This window comes from Helicobacter sp. 11-8110 (assembly GCF_003288905.1).
GTDB lineage: Bacteria > Campylobacterota > Campylobacteria > Campylobacterales > Helicobacteraceae > Helicobacter_D > Helicobacter_D colisuis.
The window spans coordinates 20,404-39,981 of the sequence record NZ_NHYL01000010.1; the positions used below are offsets into that span (position 1 = coordinate 20,404).

Genomic DNA, 19,578 nt, shown 5'->3' on the forward strand with positions numbered 1-19,578 from the left:
GATTTTCCTAAGAGCAAAATATCGCCATAAATTTTATTCAGCCAAAAGCAGTAAAAAATGTAATTATTTATTAAATTGTAGAGTTATTTTAAAATCTAGCAAAAAGCTATATTTGATCTAGCTACACAAACCCCAAAGGCTTCTTAGCCTTTGGGGTTTGTTAGAATTAATTAAAAGTAGAATCCTGTGCTTATATAAAGTCTATCTCTTCTTTTTCCATCTGCTACATATTTATTCACAGCTTTAGCTAAATCCATTTTAATATAAAAGTAATTAGCCATAAGATAAAGCAGTTCTAATCCTGCTGCATCCATAAAGACATCATTTTTATCTCCCCTTCCTGCCATATTGATTGAATTATTTTGATAGTCTTCATTCCAGCCATAAGCAAATTCATAAAAGGGTGTAAGATAAAAATTAGGGCTTATGAGATTTGTTCGCAATCCAAATGTAGCTAAAATCATACTATCAGCTTCTCCAAATCCATTAGGATAAGCTCTAACCCCATAAGGTCCTCCTAGGGATGTAGTTTCACTAGAATCTAATTGATAATCCCCTAATGTTTTTTGCAAATTAAGATTAATAATTTGCGTTAAACTATCATTAAAATAATAGGAGTTATTTAAAGTGGCATTAAACTTCCAAAAATCTCCCATAGCAGGGCTTGATTCTAAAAGTGAGCTTCTAGGCTTCACTTCTCCATAAGTTATTCTTGCATTGTAGCTTAGAATATTATTGGGAATTAAACCAAAGGTTCCTTCAGTCCCTAAATAAAAAGCATCACTTTCCTTATTAAAATTAATTCCAAAGCTTCCATAAATATCTTCAAGCTTTCTATAAACATAACCTCCAGTAAGGTATAGGGAATTAGTGGTGTTAATAAAAAGCGGATAGGCTAAATCCACTCCTAAATCTAAAGAATTTCCATAGGCATCTAAATCCTTATATTCTCCCCCTAATTCATAATTGCTTCTAAGCACTCTAGGAGAGATTTTAAGATTCCCTAAAAAGGTATTATAGGTTACTCCATAACTCTTTTGCATTTCATCAGAAAGTTGCGCAAAGTAATTAAGAGAATCCCCATATCCTAAGAGATTATTTAAAGCACCACTCACACCAGCTCTATAGACACCAGAACCTTTGCTTCCATAATTGTCAAAGAAAAGCATCGCATTGGCTTTTTTAGAATCTTCTATTGTAATAATCACATCTGTAGTTTCATACTCATTCCCAGCAGTCAAACTTCCACTTGCTTTAATTCCTGACATTTCATTGATTTTATAAATCACATCTTCTAATTCTTTAGTTCTTAAAATCTTTCCTTGTAGTGATTCTTTTAGCTTAGAGCTAATAGCACTCTCTTTTAGATGCTTAGAATAATTTTTAACTTGATATTCTCCTAGTTTGCCTAGCATAATATTAACTTGGATTGAATCTGTGATTTCTTGTTGAGGGATATAGGCAGTTGCTGAGGGGTAACCATGGTATTGAAAATAATAAGAAACGATATTAGCAATTTCTTGTAAGATTTCCACGCTTAAATCCGATCTTTTTAGGGCAACAATAGATTCACTAAGCCATACTTCATTAATTCCAATATCTTCTAAAGTGAGTGTTTTTCCATCTTCTTTGGTATCCACAAAGAATTTATATTTAAAGCGAAACTCTTCATCACTTGACACCACTAATCCCTCTTTATCTAAGACTTCTTTAGAATCTTTTTGCAAAGAATCTTGTTTATTCTTTCTAATATCTAAAGGGGATTGTTTATTTTTTAGAGTATTTTGAATGTTTTTGTTTTGAGGGATATTTTTATAAGGAGAAATTTCCATCATTTGCTCTAAAGCTTCTGTGTTTTCTTTGTTTTGTTGCGAGAGCGCTCCTGTTAAAAGACAAGAGGCTAGAATGATGCTTTTTAAAAAAGGTTTTTCCATAAGTTTCCTTTGTTTTATGTTTTTATTTTGCTTTAGGCAATTGGGCAATATAAGCACTCACTGCTTCAATATCAGAAGGGGTAAATTTCCAATTTTTCATATTAGCATACATAATCATTTTAGCTCCTCCATTATCTGCCATCCCTGCGGCATAGCCTTCAAGTTGCTCTATAAGATAGGCTTTATCTAAACCTCCAATTTTGATATTGCCCTTGCTTCCTGGAGCCACTCTCTCTCCATTGACACCATGACAAGCAATACATTTTTTATAAAGTGCTTCTCCCTTTTGAATTAGGGCATCATTAGCCATACATACTCCCACACATAATCCTAAACCTACTAATATTTTTTTCATTTTTTATCCTTTCATTTAAAATTTTATTTGTGTTGTTGATTTTTAATCACTTTAGATTTCTCCATAAATCACTCTTCCTTCATTGCCTAAAGATAAAGTTAGAGGGATAACCCTTAGGCTTTCTTGTTTGAGTTGAGGAATCTTTTTGTAATCAAGTGTTTTTGGATTTTTAGAAATCCTCTCTAAGAGTTGATTTAATTGAGCTTCATTCATAGTATTACCATTAATATCACTAAAACCATTTTGGCTTGAAATTAATGCAACTTTACTTCCTTTTTTAGGAGCTTTCTCTCCCTTTTTTAAAAGTAGAGTAATTTGGGATTCGCTAGAGAGATTAATAGGTGTCTCTAAACTTTCAACAAGCGGTTTATCTTGATTATTAGAATGATAAATTAAACTATAATGTTCAAAGTTATTAACTACTCTAGCCCTTAAGGGTTGCTCTAAAATTAAATGGTTATCCTCTGTAAGTTGCGCTAAAGAAGGTGCAGGCAGCGTGATAATATCCGCTTTATTATTTGTATAGCTTGGAACCCTAATCACACTTCCACTTAGTGCATTTAAAAGCGTTTGCTTATGGATAGAAACATCTCCACCAATATAGAGCGTATTGTCATAAGAGAGTGCTAGATTACTATTGGCATCAGGAATTGCACTTGCTGCAATATAGATAAAATCCTTTTCTTTATCATAAGCTCCAATTTCTAAATCTTGAATACTTAAGAGATTATGATATGCACTCTTACCCACTCCACCTATTAAAATCAATCCTGAACCCATAGCAATTTTATCTGTGTTAAAGCCTACATTATTAAAAATCATTTGATTATTTTTAGATTCTTCCTCCCCACGAATACCATAAACATTAAGCATAGAAGTTGCCCAATAATTACTTGCCTTAAAGAGATTATTTACTGCAAGATTGACTGCTCTAATATACACGCTACTTTCTTTATCAGCTCCCTCTCCAGAGGATTGTGCTTCTACATTGTGATAAAAGATTTGATTATTTTCTACACTCATAGCCTCTACCCCAGAGCGGATATCCTTTCTCCCAAAGACATTATTTAAGCTAATCTTATTGTGCTTGGCATACTCTGGATAATGAATAGAACCTTCAAAGTTTTCTTGTGTGGTTGCATAAACAAATAAGGGCAAGGAAACTTGAGAATCTTTAAAATCAATCACATTAGAATTTGCCTCTCCTGCTAGAGTTCTTCCAGCAATAATATTTACTCTATCATTAGGATTTTTTGTGCCATCAATAATAGTTAGATTATTTCTAATTTTAATAGTATTGTGACTTGCACCCTCACTTGCAAAAGCTCCATAAAATCCAAAGGCATTTTGTCTGAAATAAGAATTACTCACTTGCAAAGGAGATTTTAAAGCAACATCTAAAACATTGGCATTTGCCTTTCCATTTAGTGTATATCCTGCAAAAAATTCATATATTCCTTGCACTTTTACATTCTTATCCATTCTTCCAATAGAGGGGACATTTTTTAGGGCAATATAATTTTCATTAGCATTCCCGCGAGTTGTTTTCCCACCAAAGAATTCTCCTAAAAAGATAGCATCATAAAAAAGAGGAGGGTTTCCATCTACTCTTAAGCCCAAAAGGAATTCATCAATGACTAAGGTATTTTTAATGGCATGGTGTGCCTTTTTGCCATCTCCATCAATAAAGGCTCCGGTAATATGGGCAGAAGCAAAGGAAGAATACAAGCCACTTGGAGCATGAATCATTAATTCTACCCCATTGAGATTAAGCTTGTTTTCTCTTACATTTCCATTATAAGCCAATCCCCCAACAAGATGAGTGATTCTCTCATCAAAGACAAATTTTCCCATTTCATTTTTATAAAAAGGTGCGGTGTGAATATCAACCCTAGAACCACTTTTAGCAGACAAAGAATTCCCTATAGCATCTCCTAAAATAGCAATCCCTCCTACAACATAGGGAGCACCATTTAATTTTAGGCTATAGGTGTTTTCTACTCCCATATTAATATAACTTCCTTTTTGAAGCTCTAGGGCATTATTTTTTGCATTTCCCTCCTTAGCAACCCCTGCTGCTATAATATAATTAATCTTGCTTTCTATTTCTTTCTTAGGTGGATTTTTAGTTTTTATATGCGTTGGTTTTAGAAAAACAACCGAACTTAATTCTGCTTCTTTAATGAGCAATTTATTGTTAATACAATCGCCTTTTAGAGAATTCCCTGCTACTAAAAAAGGAAGAATTTGTATGGGATACAAATTTTTGTTTTGGGAATTAGCAGTGTGTGTTCCTTGCACTTCTAAGATTTCTTGCAAAGATTGATTGGGGGTTAAAATATTAAGTTTAGATTCTTGCAAAGATTGATTAGGATTTTTAGGATTAAAAACCTCTAGGGTGATTCCACTAACTAATCCTGCTTTTGAGACACCATAATAGTTAGTTCCATTGATTTCTTTAAAAGTTTGACTTTTAGAATCCCAAACCTCTTGGTTAGAAAACTGATGACTTGGAGTTTTAAAGGTTTGGTTATTGACTTTATCTGCCTGCGTGGCTGCCAATAAAGTCTGACTTAATGCTAAACTTACACCAAGGAAGCTTAACATTATTTTATTGCTTAAAAAGCACTGCTGCATAATTTTCTCCTTAAGGAATCTATGAAATTAAATTAGATTTTTGAAATTCTTTTATGTTAATACAACATTAAAAAGAGAATTAAACTTATTACAAAGGATAATGATAAAGAAAGGGATTCTTTATCATCCTTTTAAGCAGTTTTACTAAAATGCCGCCACACAAGGGCTATTAGTTTTTGCATTATCACTTACAATGCAAGCTCTTCCTAATTCCCTTTCATCTTCTGTAATAACATCTTCTTTTTCTTGTGCTGGGAGAGTGATAACAGAGTTTTTAGAAGAGAGCAATGATTCTCTAGAGAGATTTGTAGGCAAGTTATTATCTACATCCACTTTGTTTGCACCATCTCCAGAGTTTGGTAGATTTCCTGGAACTTCTGGAAGTTGCACATTGAAACCAGAATTAAATTCTCCTAAATCTAAACTATTGGGTTTATCTATACCTCCTAATAGAGGTTTATCATTTTGTGAGGGAATATTAGTATTGGATTTCGGACCTAAAAGGTCTAATGTTCCATTAAAGGTAAATCCACCTGTCATTCCTTCATAGTTAGTCGGTTTCCCTAAGTTTAATGCATCTTTTATGCCAACAAGTTCATCATGTTTAGCTGTGAAATTATAGTTTTTATCTTGAATTACTTCAAATGCTTCATTAAGTGCATTAATTTTATTTACTAAATTTGCATATTCTTCTTTAATAGTGTTGTTTTTATTTTGGTAAGCTTCTGCAGATTCTTTAACGCTATTATGAGCATTTATTAGTGCTTTATATTTTTCTGTTAGTGCTTTATAAGCATTTAGAGTATCCTCATAAGTAACACTTCCATTATTGTAATCCTTTAGCATAGCATCATAATCTGCTAATTGAGCATTAAAGGCTTTGAGATTATCTTGAAAAGCATTATAAGAAGTATCAAAAACATTTTTAAATTCAGAATCATCTGTGTCATAAGAAGCCAAAAGTTTTTTATACTCTTCTAATAAAGCTTCATAAATATTGATTGCTTCTTTGAGTTCTCTCTCACTTAAATCTACTTTATTGTTGTAATCCTCAATGCTTTCTTGAACTTCTTTGAATTCTGCAATGATATTAGGAATCTCTTTTACCTTCTCAATTAAGTATGTGTGTTTGTCCATAGAAATGTTATAGGTATCTTTAGCATCTTTATACCAAGTTTCAAAAAGACTTTTTAATCCATCTGTTTCACCCTTATTAAATTCTGCATAGAATTCTAGAGATTGTTTAATGGATTCTTTTAGGGTTTCATCTTGTGTGTTTTCTAAGAGATAAGAGAGAATTGTTGCATAATCTTTACTAAATGCTCCAAAATTAGTCCAATCATCAAGATTTAACACATATTCTTTATTTAAAATATCATTAATAATAGATTCTAAAATAGATACATCAAAATCACTAGCTTCAAGAGTTACACTAGAGAGATTGTCTCCATTAGAGATTGAAGGGGGTGTGGGAGAGGTTGTGTTATTGCTAACTTTTGGAAGTTTATACTCTTCATTATCAAAAGTAATCTCAGAATCTGCACCACCTATCTTTCCATTAGTTACCATATGGAGATAGGAGTTACCATTTGTTCCTATAACATATTCTAGGTTTTTTAGAGTGCTGCCACTTTGCAGAAGTTTATACTCTTCATTATCAAAAGTAATCTCAGAATCTGCACCACCTATCTTACCATTAGTTACCATATGGAGATAGGAGTTACCATTTGTTCCTGCAACATATTCTAGGTTTTTAGTGCTGCCATTTTGCATATGATTTTGGATTATTTGTAAATCAGTTGTCTTAGCGAGATTAAGGGCTGTTGGGTTGTGGGAGTTTATATTTTCTTGATTTGTATTGCCACCAATAAGATTCATAGCACCATAGAAGTAGATATCAGTTGCAGAAAGTAGATAGCCATTACCTACAAATCCACCTGCATTCCAAGTACCACTAATATTCCCAATATTATTTAAGACAATATTAGAGAAAGTTGTAGTTCTTATAGTATCTACATTTCCTACAAATCCACCTGCATACCTAGTAGCGCTAATATTCTCTATATTATTCAAAACAATGTTAGAGAGAGTGAAATCATAAGACTTTATAAACCCTACAAATCCACCTGCATACCTAGTAGCGCTAATCTTCCTAATATTATTCAAAACAATGTTAGAGAGAAAAGTTTCATTTTGTATTTGCCCTGCAAATCCACCTGCATCCATAGTAGAGCTAATATTCTCTATATTATTCAAAACAATGTTAGAGAGAAAAATTCCATATCCTATACTTCCTGCAAATCCACCTGCATCCATAGTAGCGCTAATCTTCCCAATATTATTTAAGACAATATTAGAGAGAGTTCCACTTGCTATACTTCCTGCAAATCCACCTGCGTAACTATAACCACCAATATTCTCTATATTATTTAAAACAATGTTAGAGAGAGTTGCAGTTCTTGTAATACTTCCTGCAAATCCACCTGCATCCGCCCCAGTAGCGCTAATATTCCTAATATTATTTAAGACAATATTAGAGAGAGTTCCACTTACTATTTCTCCTGCAAATCCACCTGCATCCGCCCCAGTAGCGCTAATATTCCTAATATTATTTAAAACAATGTTAGAGAGAGTTCCATTATTTATCTGCCCTGCAAATCCACCTGTGTCATTACCACTAATATTCCCAATATTATTTAAAGCAATGTTAGAAAAAGTTCCGTTATCTATCCGCCCTGCAAATCCACCTGCACCACGATCACCACTAATATTCCCAATATTATTCAAAACAATGTTAGAAAAAGTTCCATTATGTATTTGCCCTGCAAATCCACTTACAACACTACCATCAATATTCTTTATATTATTTAAAGCAATGTTAGAAAAAGTTCCGTTATCTATCCGCCCTGCAAATCCACTTACAGCAAGAGCACCACCAATATCCCCTATATTATTCAAAACAATGTTAGAAAATTCTCCATTATTCATTTGCCCTGCAAATCCACCTGCAAAATCACCAACAATATTCTCTATATTATTCAAAACAATATTGTTTAAAACAATGTTAGAAGTTCCATTTCCTATAACTCCTGCAAATCCACCTGCATTTCTACCAGCAGCACCAATATTCTTTATATTATTTAAAACAATGTTAGAGAGAGTTGTAGTTCCTATAATACCTCCTGCAAATCCACCTGCATTACCCAGAAAATCACCAACAATATCCCCTATATTATTCAAAACAATGTTAGAAAAAGTTCCATTAAGTATCCGCGCTGCAAATCCACCAATTATCAAAGCACTACCCTGAAAATTTAATCCATCAATGGTTAGATCTTGCACACTTCCACCATTAATGCAGTCAAACAATCCAGCAAAATTTTTTCCATCTGCATTAATTAATAGATTAGAGAGAGTGTGTCCATTACCATAGAAATTACCTGAAAAAGGGTTAGAAATATCATTCCCCACAGGTTCAATTGCTCCTGCATCTTTAAAATCAATATCCTTAATGAGTTTAAAGGTATCTATGTTGTTTGCATTTCCCCCATTAATAATATCTGTAAAACTACTCCAATCTTCAGTGTCTTTAATAGAAGCGTATATGGTAGTAGTGACATTACCATTTTGATTAATTCCTAATTTAATATCAGTCCAACTTGTTGCAGATTGTCCTACTTCAATTTTTGCGTTATTCCCTTTTGCAGTAACATTTATAGAATCAATTGTGCCAATGGTATTTCCATTTGCATGTAAATCAGTATGATTAGCCGTTATTTCTAATTTTGCGTTAGTTAAACTATCTTTTTTATTAAAACTTCCAAAAGCGACTTGCTTTTTACCCTTTTCATCAACATAGTTTCCAACATTCGTTACCCTATTCCCCACAAGAACAATTTCATTAGCACTAATAGTTCCCATATTAACTATATCACCCTTATTAGCACTAAAAACAGGGGAGAAAGAACCTTTAGTTGAAAATTTATTAATTGCAGTCATATCCATAGGTGAAGTAGAAACGCCAAATTTATTAGCATTGATACTTGCATCTTTGCCTATTAATACCCCACTAGGATTGACTAGATAAATATTATTAGTTCCACCATTTAATTTTCCTAGAATCTGTGAAGCTTTATTAGTATAATCTAAGTTTAAATAATTTTTTTGATTTGTAGTGAAATTAACACTTGCTTCTTTACCAATATTAAATCCACCACCCCAAGCAATGACATTGTTTTTATTATTACCTGCAATATCCATTTTGTTACCATTTGTAGCAATACTTCCTGTCCCATTTACAAACTTACCCCCACTTGGCAATTGATTATTGCTTATTGTAGGTAAATTTGCAGCAGATAGACTAGGTGATAGTGCTAAACTTGCAACAATAGAAATATTTACAAGGGATTTAGAGGATTTTACAAAATACCCCCTAAAGCAAGATGAAGAATTTAAGAAAAACTTTTTTGCATTTAAAGGGTTATTGCCCCCCCCCCCGCATAATAAGCGAATTAGAACTTTTTGACATAATTTCTCCTTTTTGTAAAAGTTACCTAGATATTCTATAATTTATTTAATTAAATTATTTTAAATTTCTCTTTCACATTCAAATAGCCAAATTAACAAATTTTTAATTTACAATAAGAAAAATTTAAATATCAATAACCCCAAGCAACATAAGCTTTATTCTCTAGTAGTTATCGCAGATTCTACTTTGGCTTTAGCCTCTTTGTTCCGTAAGATAATCTCCAAAACACCCATTTTATAAGTAATAGAAGCGATTAAGGCTAAATTTTCTTCGTGTTCTTGTGTATTGGTATAGCCTCTTAGGCGAGTTTGTGAAAAAAGCTGAAATTGTAAGGAATCTTCCAAATATGGGTAATTTGCTTACAAATTATAACTCATTAATATATTGTTGCTTGTAGTTGTATTTGAGATTAATGCCTGTTGAAATTTCACCAATCTTAATGGCATCTTCTAAATAATAATCCAAACGCAAAAGTAATATTTCTAATTCTTTGCGAAATTTCATTTTTGTAGATTTATTATGAAAAATTTCATTTCTTGCCTGTCTAATTTGACTAAGTTTAGTTAGCAAATGTTCTTTTGTGCCATAACATGGCAATTCTTCCCCTTTATAAATTTTTTTATCTTTAAAAATAGGTGCAAAAATATCCCAATGAGAGCTAATAATATCTTCCAAATCTCTAAGATAAAAACAATCAAAAATCTCCCAAGAATTTTTAGCTTTTTTATTTTTTAGATGTTTTTTTCTTATTTGAAGAAGCTTGGTAACGATTTTTGGGCTACTAGAGTTTGAAGTTTGGTCTATAAACCACGAATCGCCATCATCTTTATTGTAAAAATTTGCAATTTTAACACACAATGTGCTACGCAGTGCATTTTCAAAACAATGCAAGAGCAAAAAATTAGCTTGATGTGTTTTGATTCTTTTTCTATATAATTGCATGATAAATTCATATAAGTCATCTTTTTTATATTTTATTAGAGCTTTTTCTGCCTCCCTGCAAGCACCCCATAAATAAGCAAAATGCAATACACTTAGCGCTTTTTTCATACGAACTTCAAAGTTTTTATTTAATAAATTTGGAAAATCACAAAACAAAGCCTTAATCTTTTCATATTCAAGATTCTGCAAAGAAAAACCCATTTTTACACCTTTATTTAATTTTCTCTAATGTTTTGTCTGCTATAATTCCGCCAGTTTAGAGGGCTAACCTGCCGATAGTTGTGGGGTACTCCTAGTGAGAGGCTGCTCTAAATTCCCTTATTATAATTCTTGTCGCTTATTTTATCTAAAAGTTTAGTTTTATTTCTGCACACCACACAAAAGTTTTAATTCATTAATCTTTAACTTCAACAAACCAAGCATTTTACAATCCTATGGATTTAAAAATCCATAGAATATTTTATAATTCCGTTTTAAGCACCGCGCCATTTGCAGCATTGCTAACAAGCAAGGAGTAGCGTTTGAGCCATTTGCTTGTGATATTTTTGTTAGCCATAATTGCCTTTGCGACACCTTGTTCTTGCCATTTTGCCTTTCTAGATTCTAATTCTTTAGAATCCACAAGCAAATTTAGCTCTCCCCTTGCAACAGAAATTTCTATTTCATCGCCATCTTCAATAAGCGCGATAAGCCCCCCTTCAGCCGCTTCAGGACTCACATGCCCGATACATGCACCACGCGTCGCTCCGCTAAATCGCCCATCAGTGATAAGTGCCACGCATTCGCCTAGTCCCATTCCCATAATAAGACTTGTGGGACTTAGCATTTCTTGCATTCCCGGACCCCCTTTTGGACCCTCATAGCGGATAACAACTACATTTCCTGCCTTGACTTTGCCACCTGCTATGCCTTTAATCGCTTCAGCTTGGGAATTAAAACAAATCGCTTTACCCTTAAATTCTTTCATAGATTCTGCCACGGCTGCCACTTTAAGCACGGCGCCTTGCTCTGCGAGATTTCCAAAGAGGATTTTCAAGCCTCCCACTTGTGAGTAGGCATTTTCGTTAGTGTGGATAATGTGGGTATCAGTGATTTCTTTGCCCTTAATTCTTTCGCCTAAAGTCTCTCCTGTAATCGTTAGAGCATCTAAAAATAAAGTTTGTGTATCTCGTTTGGCTACTTCATTCATCACCGCACTTACGCCACCTGCACGATTAATATCTTCCATATGCACACTGCTAAGTGCTGGAGCGATTTTAGCGATATGGGCGACTTTACTAGCGATATTATTTATATCACTTAGATTAAAATCCACTTCCGCTTCCTTAGCGATTGCTAACATGTGTAGCACCGTATTTGTGCTCCCACCCATTGCCATATCCACGACAAAGGCATTATGCACCGCCTTGTGATTTAAGATATTGCGGAATCTAAACTGCTCACTCTTTTGAGAATCTAGGGCAATTTCCACTATGCGTCTTGCAGCCTTTCGCAACAATTCCTCGCGTTCTTTTGTAAGTGCTGGGATTGTTCCATTACCCATCAAGGCTACCCCCATAGCCTCACAAAGCGTATTCATAGAATTTGCCGTAAACATACCGCTACAACTTCCGCCACCAGGACAGGCGTTGCATTCTATTTCGTGCAATCGTTTTGCATCTATCTTGCCACTCTCATATGCTCCAACTGCTTCAAAAGCGGAATTTAGATCTAGCACGCTTCCATCGCTTAGCTTCCCTGCCATCATCGGTCCGCCACTTACAAAAATCGTTGGCACATTGACACGCAATGCCCCCATAAGCATACCAGGCACGATCTTATCGCAATTTGGAATGCAAATCATCGCATCTAGGCTATGCGCATTCATCACCGTTTCAATACAATCAGCGATTAACTCACGACTAGGGAGAGAATATAGCATACCATTATGCCCCATAGCAATACCATCATCCACACCAATAGTATTAAACTCAAATGGCACGCCCCCAGCCTTGCGGATTTCCTCCTTGATAATCTCTGCGTATTTGTTTAAGAAAAAATGTCCGGGGATAATGTCTATATAGCTATTTGCCACACCAATAAAGGGCTTATTAAAATCCTCATCTTTAAGCCCTGTGGCACGCAACAAACTCCTATGTGGTGCCCTTTGATAGCCTTGTTTGATAATATCACTTCGCATCGCATTCTCCTTTAATTGTTGATTAATATACTAGAATCTTTAGGTGAATAATAAACATCTAACCGAAAAGAAAAAACAAGCATCTCATTTTCTTTTTCAATATGGAGGGGAAAATTAAATCGCACAATTGCATTAAAACTTTGCACCAAATCTAATGCACTCTTTAATTTCTCTATTCCTTTTAATTTTCCACTTACAACATAGCGTTGTTTTAAATACTCACCCTCTCTTATTGGCTCACCATCTTGCACAACTCCAGAAGTATCAAAGATAATTTTTAACTTCTCTTCAATCTCTTGTTGTGTAATAGGAGTCTCAAAGGCTCTTATAATTTCAATATTTTGTTTTTGATAATCTAACAATTCTTGTTTTTGAGAATTATGTTGATTTTGAATTTGATTTAAAGCAAAGATTTCTTTTCTATAATTAGTATTTGTTGTCTTAAAGACTTCTAGCTGTGGCTTGATAATGGCTATAAAAATAAGCGCCACCAAGAAAAAATAAAACACAAAAAAGAAAGTATTTCTTACCCAATCAATCTGCGCAAAAAAAGCTTTCATTGTGCTTGCTCCTCTTTATTTAACTTACTCACAGAGACAAAATTATACCAACCATTAGGCAATAAATAAAAATCCGCCCTGCTTTGATGAAAGATGGAGCGCAAAGGAACTTCAAGCAAAAAAGTGTAAATTTGTTTTGAGGGAGTTGCGCCATACAAAACAAGTTGGTATTGTTCCATTTGAACCTTATTTAGAGTGATTTGCTCTGGAATCAAATCAAACAAATTCTCCACACTCTCTTTTAGCATTGCGTTTTGATTGGTGATAAATTTTCCAAACTGCACCCTTTGTGCTTCTTGGTCTCTAATTTCTTGAAATTTTTTGATTTCATCTAAAGCTGTTTGCTGTGCTTGTAATGCTTCTGTTGTTTTTATTTCCATAAAATACCCTTGAATCTTCAAGGTAACTACAAAACCAACAAAGATAAAAAGCGTCAAAAAAATATAACCCCACCAAATGCGCGAAACTTTTTTTAGCAATGTTTTTTTATTGGGTGAAACAAAACTATAATTCATTACACTTCCCCCCTTGCTTCAAAAAATCGATAAGTTTCAAAGCCCAATTCAACTAGTATTTCTGCAATATTGCAAGGCATGATTTTCATCTCTAACATTGTAAAGTTTTGAATTTGTTTGAGTGTCTCTTCTGAAATATTATTAGGATTAAAAAGCACGATTTCACTAATGAATTCGCTCTTATAAATATCATTACTATAAAATTCACTCATCGCAGATTGGATAAATTTAGTCGCCATATTTACCCTTGCAAAATCATCTAAATCATCATTGCCTTGCTCTAAGTTTTCAGTCTTTTCTTCATCTTCTTGTTTATCTTCGCTCCTTAAAATTTCAATAAGCTCATCATCCCCTTTTTCATTCTCTAAACCTACATCCCCAATCTCACTAAGCTCTTGTTGAATATCTTTTGTAATATCCATCTCTTCTCTGCCATCTTGTGTAAATGAATTTTTTACAACCTTTAACTCTGAATCAATCTCGCTCTCTAAGGCATAATAACCGCCAAATAAGACTCCGCTATTTGATTTTGTAACAATCATAGTCATATTAGAACGCTGAAATAAAATATAAAGTTTGCAATGATCTTCTTGAAAAGTGTCTTTAGCCAAATGATAAAGCACCAAAAAAGGTGAGATAATAAAATCCACCCCCAATTTCGAAAATCTTTTTTTTGTTTCAGCAATACCTTCTTTAGAAATATACACTGACCAGCCATCATTAAAGCTTTTTTTTGCAACCTCATCAACATTGATTCCATATTGATTAAAATCTTCTTTGCGACTAGTGTTAATTGCGCCTTGAATAATAGAAGAAGGAAGGGTTGTAATATAAGTAAATGGATTTTTCGCATAAATTTTTCTTAAAAACCAAATTGCTTGTGCAGGTAACTCCCCAGGAATAGTCTTGAAATTTTTTGTCTGTGTGCGTATGTGCTTACCACCTCGATAAAACTTCACAACAATATTACAATTTTTGTTGTCAATTTCAATCCCAACAATCGCTGTGGGAAAAAAATGGTGGATGATTTTCGCAAGATTCATTTTTATTTTAACCTTAATGCTTCTTTTATTTTCTATATAGTATGCAATTTTGTCTTAAATAATAGAATTTTCTCATAAAAATTTTACACTTTTAAATTCTAAGAATCCCCAAGATTTTCTATGGATTTAATAGGCTTAGAATCTTCTAGCACCAACATACTCATATGCATTTTATGCCCCATATTCGGATTTTGTAAAAACTTAATACCTTTTTGCACCATCAAACCACCAAAAATTACAATGGCTATTGCAGCTAGATTCATCAAAATTTTTCTAAAATTTGACTTATAAAAAAGCGTGTTAGCTAGTATTCCAAACAAAAATAAAGGAAAAGTCGTCGCAATCCCAAAAACTAGCATCACAAGCATAGCATTTATAACATTAGCACTCCCAGCTGCACTAAACAAAAACGCATACACAAACCCACAGGGCAAAAGTCCATTTAATAACCCTAGCAAATAAATGCTTTGTGGCGTTCTTAGATTTAAAGCTGTTTGAAAGCTTTTTTGATACCATTTGGAATTTTGCAAAGAATGTTCTAATTTTGTCAAAAATCGTATTTTACCAAAAAGAGACAATCCTGCTAGAATCATAGCAACCCCCGCAATTAGAAACAAGATTCCACGCAAGGTAGCATTAAAACTAAACATACTCCCTAAAACTCCTACAATCGCCCCTAAAATCACATAAATAGTTACACGCCCTAAACTATACAAAATATGATAAAGCGCCAAAGTCCCTTTACTAGTTATCCCATTATTAGTTAATTTTCCACTATAAGCCAAAACAATGCCACCACACATTCCAATACAATGACCAAAACTACCAAGTAAAGCTACTACAAAAAGACCAAACAAACCTGCATATTCCATAAATATCCTTACTCAATTAAAGAAGCTTTAAACTTTCTCCCACACACAACCCTCAAAAGTATCCATAATCTCAATCCCCATTTTGCGTAATTCCTCTCGAATCTTATCGGCTTCTGCAAAATCCTTTTGTTTTTTTGCTTCACTCCTCTTTGCTATTAAAGATTCAATCTCATTTTTCTGCTCTTCACTCACTCCAAGCTGAAAATACGCAAAAGGATTCTTGCCACCAACTCCCAAAAGTCGCTCTATTATCGCTAAATTCCCAGCAATCATTGGTGCCTTATCTTTTTGCTTTTTATCCAAAAGCTCATTTGCCTTTGCTACAAATTCATCCACCACGCTCAAAGCTCTTGAAACATTTAAATCATCATTTAAAGCTTCCAAAAACGATTCTCTAAACTCACAACATTCCCCTTCATCAACTTTTTGGATTGGATAAATACGCTTTTTTAAACGATAAATTCTATCTAAGCGCTTCTTAGCTGTTAGTAAATCTTCTTCTGCAAAGTTTAATCCAGCACGATAATGTGTCCCTAAAAGATAGAATCGCAAAATTTCACCATCATAATTTTTTAATGCATCTTTGATAAAAAAGCTATTCCCCAAAGATTTTGCCATTTTTTCACCATTAATAGTCACAAATCCATTATGAATCCAATACTTTGCGATAGCTTGATTATCCGCACAACGCGTTTGAGAAGCTTCATTTTCGTGGTGTGGGAAGAGCAAATCTGCTCCACCCCCATGAATATCAATAGCATATTCCCCGCTATAAGCGAGGTGTTTTTTAATCATAGCTGAACATTCAATATGCCACCCTGGACGCCCTTTGCCAAAGGGAGAATCATAGCCAATATCACCAACTCCCTTATAACTTTTCCACAAAGCAAAATCTCTTGCATCTCTTTTTTGTTCGCTATTTTGAATTCTGCTTTGTGTTTCAAGTTCAGCAATTCTCCCACTTAAAGAGCCATATTGCAAATCTTTCTCCACTGAGAGATAAATATCTCCATTAGGTGTTTGATAAGCGAAACCTTTTTCTAGTAATTCCTCAATCATCGCACAAATGCTCTCTAAACTCTCTGTAGCTTTTGGCTCAATATCAGCTCTCTCCACTCCTAAAGCCGCCATTTCATCAAGATATTTTTGCGTATAAGTTTGTGTAATCTCCGTAACACTTAAGCCACTTTGTAAAGATTTATTGATAATCTTATCATCAATATCGGTGAAATTTTTTGCAAAAAGCACTTCATAGCCATTCTCTCTTAAGATTCGGCGCAACAAATCAAAAACAATCGCACTCCTTGCGTGTCCCAAATGCGAATCATCATACACCGTTGGACCACAGACATAAAGCCTTACTTTTGGGGGATTAATGGGGGAAAAATCCACCTTTTCTTTCTTGATGCTATCATAAATTTTAAGCTGCATTCGCTACTCTCTCATTTGGAATGTAATTTTGGATTAAAACTCATAAGTATAGCAAATTTACTCTATAATTGTTGTAAATCAACAATCCTTAAAGCGTTTTCATAATCTTAAAAATAAATTTTGTAGTGTGAAAATAAAAAGCAATAAAAAAATCCTAGCTAGAATTTTTTATTAAAAAGAAATTCTAGTATATAAAGAATATTTTCTGACATTCCTTTTTTGTCTATCAAATAAATTCAAGCAAACTCCAATAATCCTTAGTAAAATTTACAAAATATGTCAAAATTTTAAGAAAATTAAATGTATAATTAACTTCGTTATTTTTGCAAATATTTTACACTTAAGGTCATTGATCCAATGAAGCATTTAAAGATTAAACTTTTTATTTTTACTTTATTTTTTAGCCTTACTGCATTTGCCTTACCCTTTGGAAACAAACTTATTGTTCCCATCATTGAGCTTGATTCTGAACATTTTGCTTATGTCCCTGCATTTGATTTGAAAGTCGGTGAGAGCGGAGAAATTATTCGTTGGTTTGATAAGGATCACTCTGGAATCATAGCAATGGCTGCAGTCGTAGAAATAAAAGACAATAGAGCAAAAATAGCCTTTGAACCTTTTGTAGCACTAGAACAAAAAGCTTTTCCTACTCCACTTTTAAAACCACAAAAAAACGATGAAGTTATTTTTCGTAGCTTCAATGATCGCGCCTTTTTAATCGCGCCCACTCAAGATATTTATGAAAAAGTCAAAAATGCTTATCCTGAGATCACTTGGCTCCATCCTGATTTATTTGCTGCTTATTTAATGGATGTTGGACACACCGCACCTGTGAAGGCAGATTTTAGAAAAGTATGTTCCCAATACGCTACTGGGGTTGTTTATATTGTTAATCTCAATGAAGGACAAGCCCTAGATTGCCAAACCTTTAGTCTTATAAAAAAGGATTATATCACTGGAAGAGCCCCTATTAAAGAGAGAATGTTGCCCTTTTTCTCTCGTATTGGAACCACCAATCAAGAATGGTTTTCTTATTTGATTAACGACAAAAGAACACAAGATTACTATATCTATTTTGATGCTTTAATCAAGGGGGAAATCAAAGATAGCGATGCGACTTTCTTTGGTAGAGTTACGAACTATTTCAGCCAAAATCTTAAAGATATTTTTTAAGGAATCCACAAAATGACAGAGCAAAACATTCTTGACTTACAAAAAATTGTTGGAAATGAAGATTGCTATAGCGACAAGGCACATTTGACCGCTTACTGCTATGATGCTACCAAAGACCGCAAATATCCTGAATGTGTCGTATTTCCACACAATGAAGAAGAAGTAAGTAAGGTATTAAAATATTGTAACACACATAAAATACCAATCGTTCCACGCGGTGCTGGAAGTGGATTTACAGGAGGCGCTTTAGCCATAGAGGGCGGAGTGGTATTGGCTTTAGAGAAGCATATGAACAAGATTCTAGAAATTGATATGGAAAATATGGTGGCTAGAGTTCAACCGGGCGTTGTGAATATGCAACTCCAAAAGGCTGTAGAAGCTGTCGGATTGTTTTATCCACCCGATCCTGCAAGTGAGCATTACTCTACACTAGGTGGCAATGTTAGCGAAAATGCTGGGGGAATGCGTGCAGCCAAATATGGAATCACCAAAGATTTTGTGATGGCTTTACGCGCTGTTTTGCCTAATGGTGATATTATTTGTGCAGGCAAAAAAACCATCAAAGATGTAGCAGGTTATAATATCGCAGGAATCCTAATTGCTAGTGAGGGGACTTTAGCAGTCATCACTGAAATCACCCTAAAGTTACTTAGCAAACCCAAACACAAGCAAAGTGCTATGGGTATTTTTCCAAGTATTCAAGCCGCAATGAATGCTGTTTATAAAACAATGGCAAGTGGAATCACGCCTGTAGCAATGGAATTTTTGGACAATCTTAGTATTAAAGCCGTAGAAGAAAAATTTCACAAAGGTTTACCTACTGATGCAGGAGCAATTCTTATCACAGAAGTAGATGGAAATTTACCCGAAGAGATTGCATATCAAATTACCAAAATTGAAGAAAAATTCTATGAAAATGGTGCAACCCAATTCATAAAAGCAACCAATGAGCAAGAAGCAGCTGATTTATGGTTTGCAAGAAAAAATGCGAGTCCAAGCATTACAATTTATGGCAGCAAAAAACTCAACGAAGACATTACCGTGCCACGCTCCAAACTCCCAGAATTATTAGAGAAGATTCAACAAGTCTCTCAAAAATATGGCGTTGTAATCCCTTGCTTTGGGCATACAGGTGATGGAAATGTGCATACAAATGTTATGGTAGATGGCTCCAACCCAGAAGAATTAAAAAAAGGACACAAAGCCATTGAAGAGATTTTTAAAATCACCATTGATCTTGGTGGCACACTAAGTGGAGAACACGGCATTGGCATTTCCAAAGCTCCTTTTATGAATCTTGCATTCACTCAAGAGGAAATGAATCTCTTTAGATCAATCAAAAAAGCCTTTGATCCAAATAATATTTTAAATCCAGGTAAAATGGCATTATGAAAGAAAATTTCATTTTA

14 protein-coding genes are annotated in these 19,578 nt (G+C 34.0%); 2 read left to right on the plus strand and 12 right to left on the minus strand.

Annotated features, from left to right (window positions below; genetic code table 11):
• Positions 1–170: 170 nt before the first annotated feature.
• The 12 genes from CCY98_RS07485 to cysS all read right to left on the minus strand — a co-directional run bounded on the left by CCY98_RS07485 (position 171) and on the right by cysS (position 16,996).
• Positions 171–1,934, minus strand: coding sequence for a ShlB/FhaC/HecB family hemolysin secretion/activation protein (locus tag CCY98_RS07485; RefSeq protein ID WP_112057933.1), 1,764 nt, complete (start codon positions 1,932–1,934; stop codon positions 171–173).
• A gap of 22 nt (positions 1,935–1,956) precedes the next feature.
• Positions 1,957–2,289, minus strand: coding sequence for a c-type cytochrome (locus tag CCY98_RS07490; protein WP_112057934.1), 333 nt, complete (start codon positions 2,287–2,289; stop codon positions 1,957–1,959).
• Between the two features lie 51 nt (positions 2,290–2,340).
• Positions 2,341–4,926, minus strand: a complete 2,586-nt coding sequence (locus CCY98_RS07495; RefSeq protein ID WP_258439867.1) for a hypothetical protein — start codon at positions 4,924–4,926, stop codon at positions 2,341–2,343.
• A 144-nt stretch (positions 4,927–5,070) separates the two neighbouring features.
• Entirely contained in the window at positions 5,071–9,246 is a 4,176-nt protein-coding gene (locus tag CCY98_RS07500) for a hypothetical protein (protein WP_112057935.1), read from the minus strand.
• Positions 9,247–9,609: 363 nt separating this feature from the next.
• Positions 9,610–9,798, minus strand: a complete 189-nt coding sequence (locus tag CCY98_RS07510) for a hypothetical protein (RefSeq protein ID WP_112057937.1) — start codon at positions 9,796–9,798, stop codon at positions 9,610–9,612.
• A gap of 22 nt (positions 9,799–9,820) precedes the next feature.
• Entirely contained in the window at positions 9,821–10,597 is a 777-nt protein-coding gene (locus CCY98_RS07515) for a CAAX protease (RefSeq protein WP_112057938.1), read from the minus strand.
• A gap of 259 nt (positions 10,598–10,856) precedes the next feature.
• Positions 10,857–12,575: a dihydroxy-acid dehydratase gene (ilvD, locus tag CCY98_RS07520; RefSeq protein ID WP_112057939.1), complete on the minus strand. Its 1,719-nt coding sequence runs from the start codon at positions 12,573–12,575 to the stop codon at positions 10,857–10,859.
• 11 nt (positions 12,576–12,586) lie between these two features.
• Positions 12,587–13,135, minus strand: a complete 549-nt coding sequence (locus tag CCY98_RS07525; protein WP_112057940.1) for a hypothetical protein — start codon at positions 13,133–13,135, stop codon at positions 12,587–12,589.
• On the minus strand, positions 13,132–13,650 hold the full coding sequence (locus CCY98_RS07530) for a hypothetical protein (protein WP_112057941.1): 519 nt from the start codon (positions 13,648–13,650) through the stop codon (positions 13,132–13,134). Before CCY98_RS07530 ends, CCY98_RS07525 begins: the two co-directional genes overlap by 4 nt.
• A complete protein-coding gene (locus CCY98_RS07535) occupies positions 13,650–14,693 on the minus strand; it encodes a hypothetical protein (protein WP_112057942.1) in 1,044 nt (347 codons plus the stop codon). The genes CCY98_RS07530 and CCY98_RS07535 overlap by 1 nt, the downstream gene beginning before the upstream one ends.
• Positions 14,694–14,791: 98 nt before the next feature.
• On the minus strand, positions 14,792–15,565 hold the full coding sequence (locus tag CCY98_RS07540; protein ID WP_112057943.1) for a sulfite exporter TauE/SafE family protein: 774 nt from the start codon (positions 15,563–15,565) through the stop codon (positions 14,792–14,794).
• A 27-nt stretch (positions 15,566–15,592) separates the two neighbouring features.
• A complete protein-coding gene (gene cysS, locus CCY98_RS07545; RefSeq protein ID WP_112057944.1) occupies positions 15,593–16,996 on the minus strand; it encodes a cysteine--tRNA ligase in 1,404 nt (467 codons plus the stop codon).
• A 357-nt stretch (positions 16,997–17,353) separates the two neighbouring features.
• Between cysS and CCY98_RS07550 the strand changes: the two genes are divergently transcribed.
• Positions 17,354–18,169: a plasminogen-binding N-terminal domain-containing protein gene (locus CCY98_RS07550; RefSeq protein ID WP_112057945.1), complete on the plus strand. Its 816-nt coding sequence runs from the start codon at positions 17,354–17,356 to the stop codon at positions 18,167–18,169.
• Positions 18,170–18,181: 12 nt separating this feature from the next.
• Entirely contained in the window at positions 18,182–19,561 is a 1,380-nt protein-coding gene (gene glcD / locus CCY98_RS07555) for a glycolate oxidase subunit GlcD (protein ID WP_112057946.1), read from the plus strand.
• Positions 19,562–19,578 lie beyond the last annotated feature (17 nt).

Bases quoted from the DNA above. Each gene is read 5' to 3' on its own strand.
- cysS (WP_112057944.1), bottom strand. From the start codon at position 16,996: ATGCAGCTTAAAATTTATGATAGCATCAAGAAAGAAAAGGTGGATTTT.
- CCY98_RS07540 (WP_112057943.1), bottom strand. From the start codon at position 15,565: ATGGAATATGCAGGTTTGTTTGGTCTTTTTGTAGTAGCTTTACTTGGT.
- CCY98_RS07485 (WP_112057933.1), bottom strand. From the start codon at position 1,934: ATGGAAAAACCTTTTTTAAAAAGCATCATTCTAGCCTCTTGTCTTTTA.
- CCY98_RS07495 (WP_258439867.1), bottom strand. From the start codon at position 4,926: ATGCAGCAGTGCTTTTTAAGCAATAAAATAATGTTAAGCTTCCTTGGT.
- CCY98_RS07550 (WP_112057945.1), top strand. From the start codon at position 17,354: ATGAAGCATTTAAAGATTAAACTTTTTATTTTTACTTTATTTTTTAGC.
- CCY98_RS07525 (WP_112057940.1), bottom strand. From the start codon at position 13,135: ATGAAAGCTTTTTTTGCGCAGATTGATTGGGTAAGAAATACTTTCTTT.
- CCY98_RS07530 (WP_112057941.1), bottom strand. From the start codon at position 13,650: ATGAATTATAGTTTTGTTTCACCCAATAAAAAAACATTGCTAAAAAAA.
- CCY98_RS07515 (WP_112057938.1), bottom strand. From the start codon at position 10,597: ATGGGTTTTTCTTTGCAGAATCTTGAATATGAAAAGATTAAGGCTTTG.
- glcD (WP_112057946.1), top strand. From the start codon at position 18,182: ATGACAGAGCAAAACATTCTTGACTTACAAAAAATTGTTGGAAATGAA.
- CCY98_RS07490 (WP_112057934.1), bottom strand. From the start codon at position 2,289: ATGAAAAAAATATTAGTAGGTTTAGGATTATGTGTGGGAGTATGTATG.
- ilvD (WP_112057939.1), bottom strand. From the start codon at position 12,575: ATGCGAAGTGATATTATCAAACAAGGCTATCAAAGGGCACCACATAGG.
- CCY98_RS07535 (WP_112057942.1), bottom strand. From the start codon at position 14,693: ATGAATCTTGCGAAAATCATCCACCATTTTTTTCCCACAGCGATTGTT.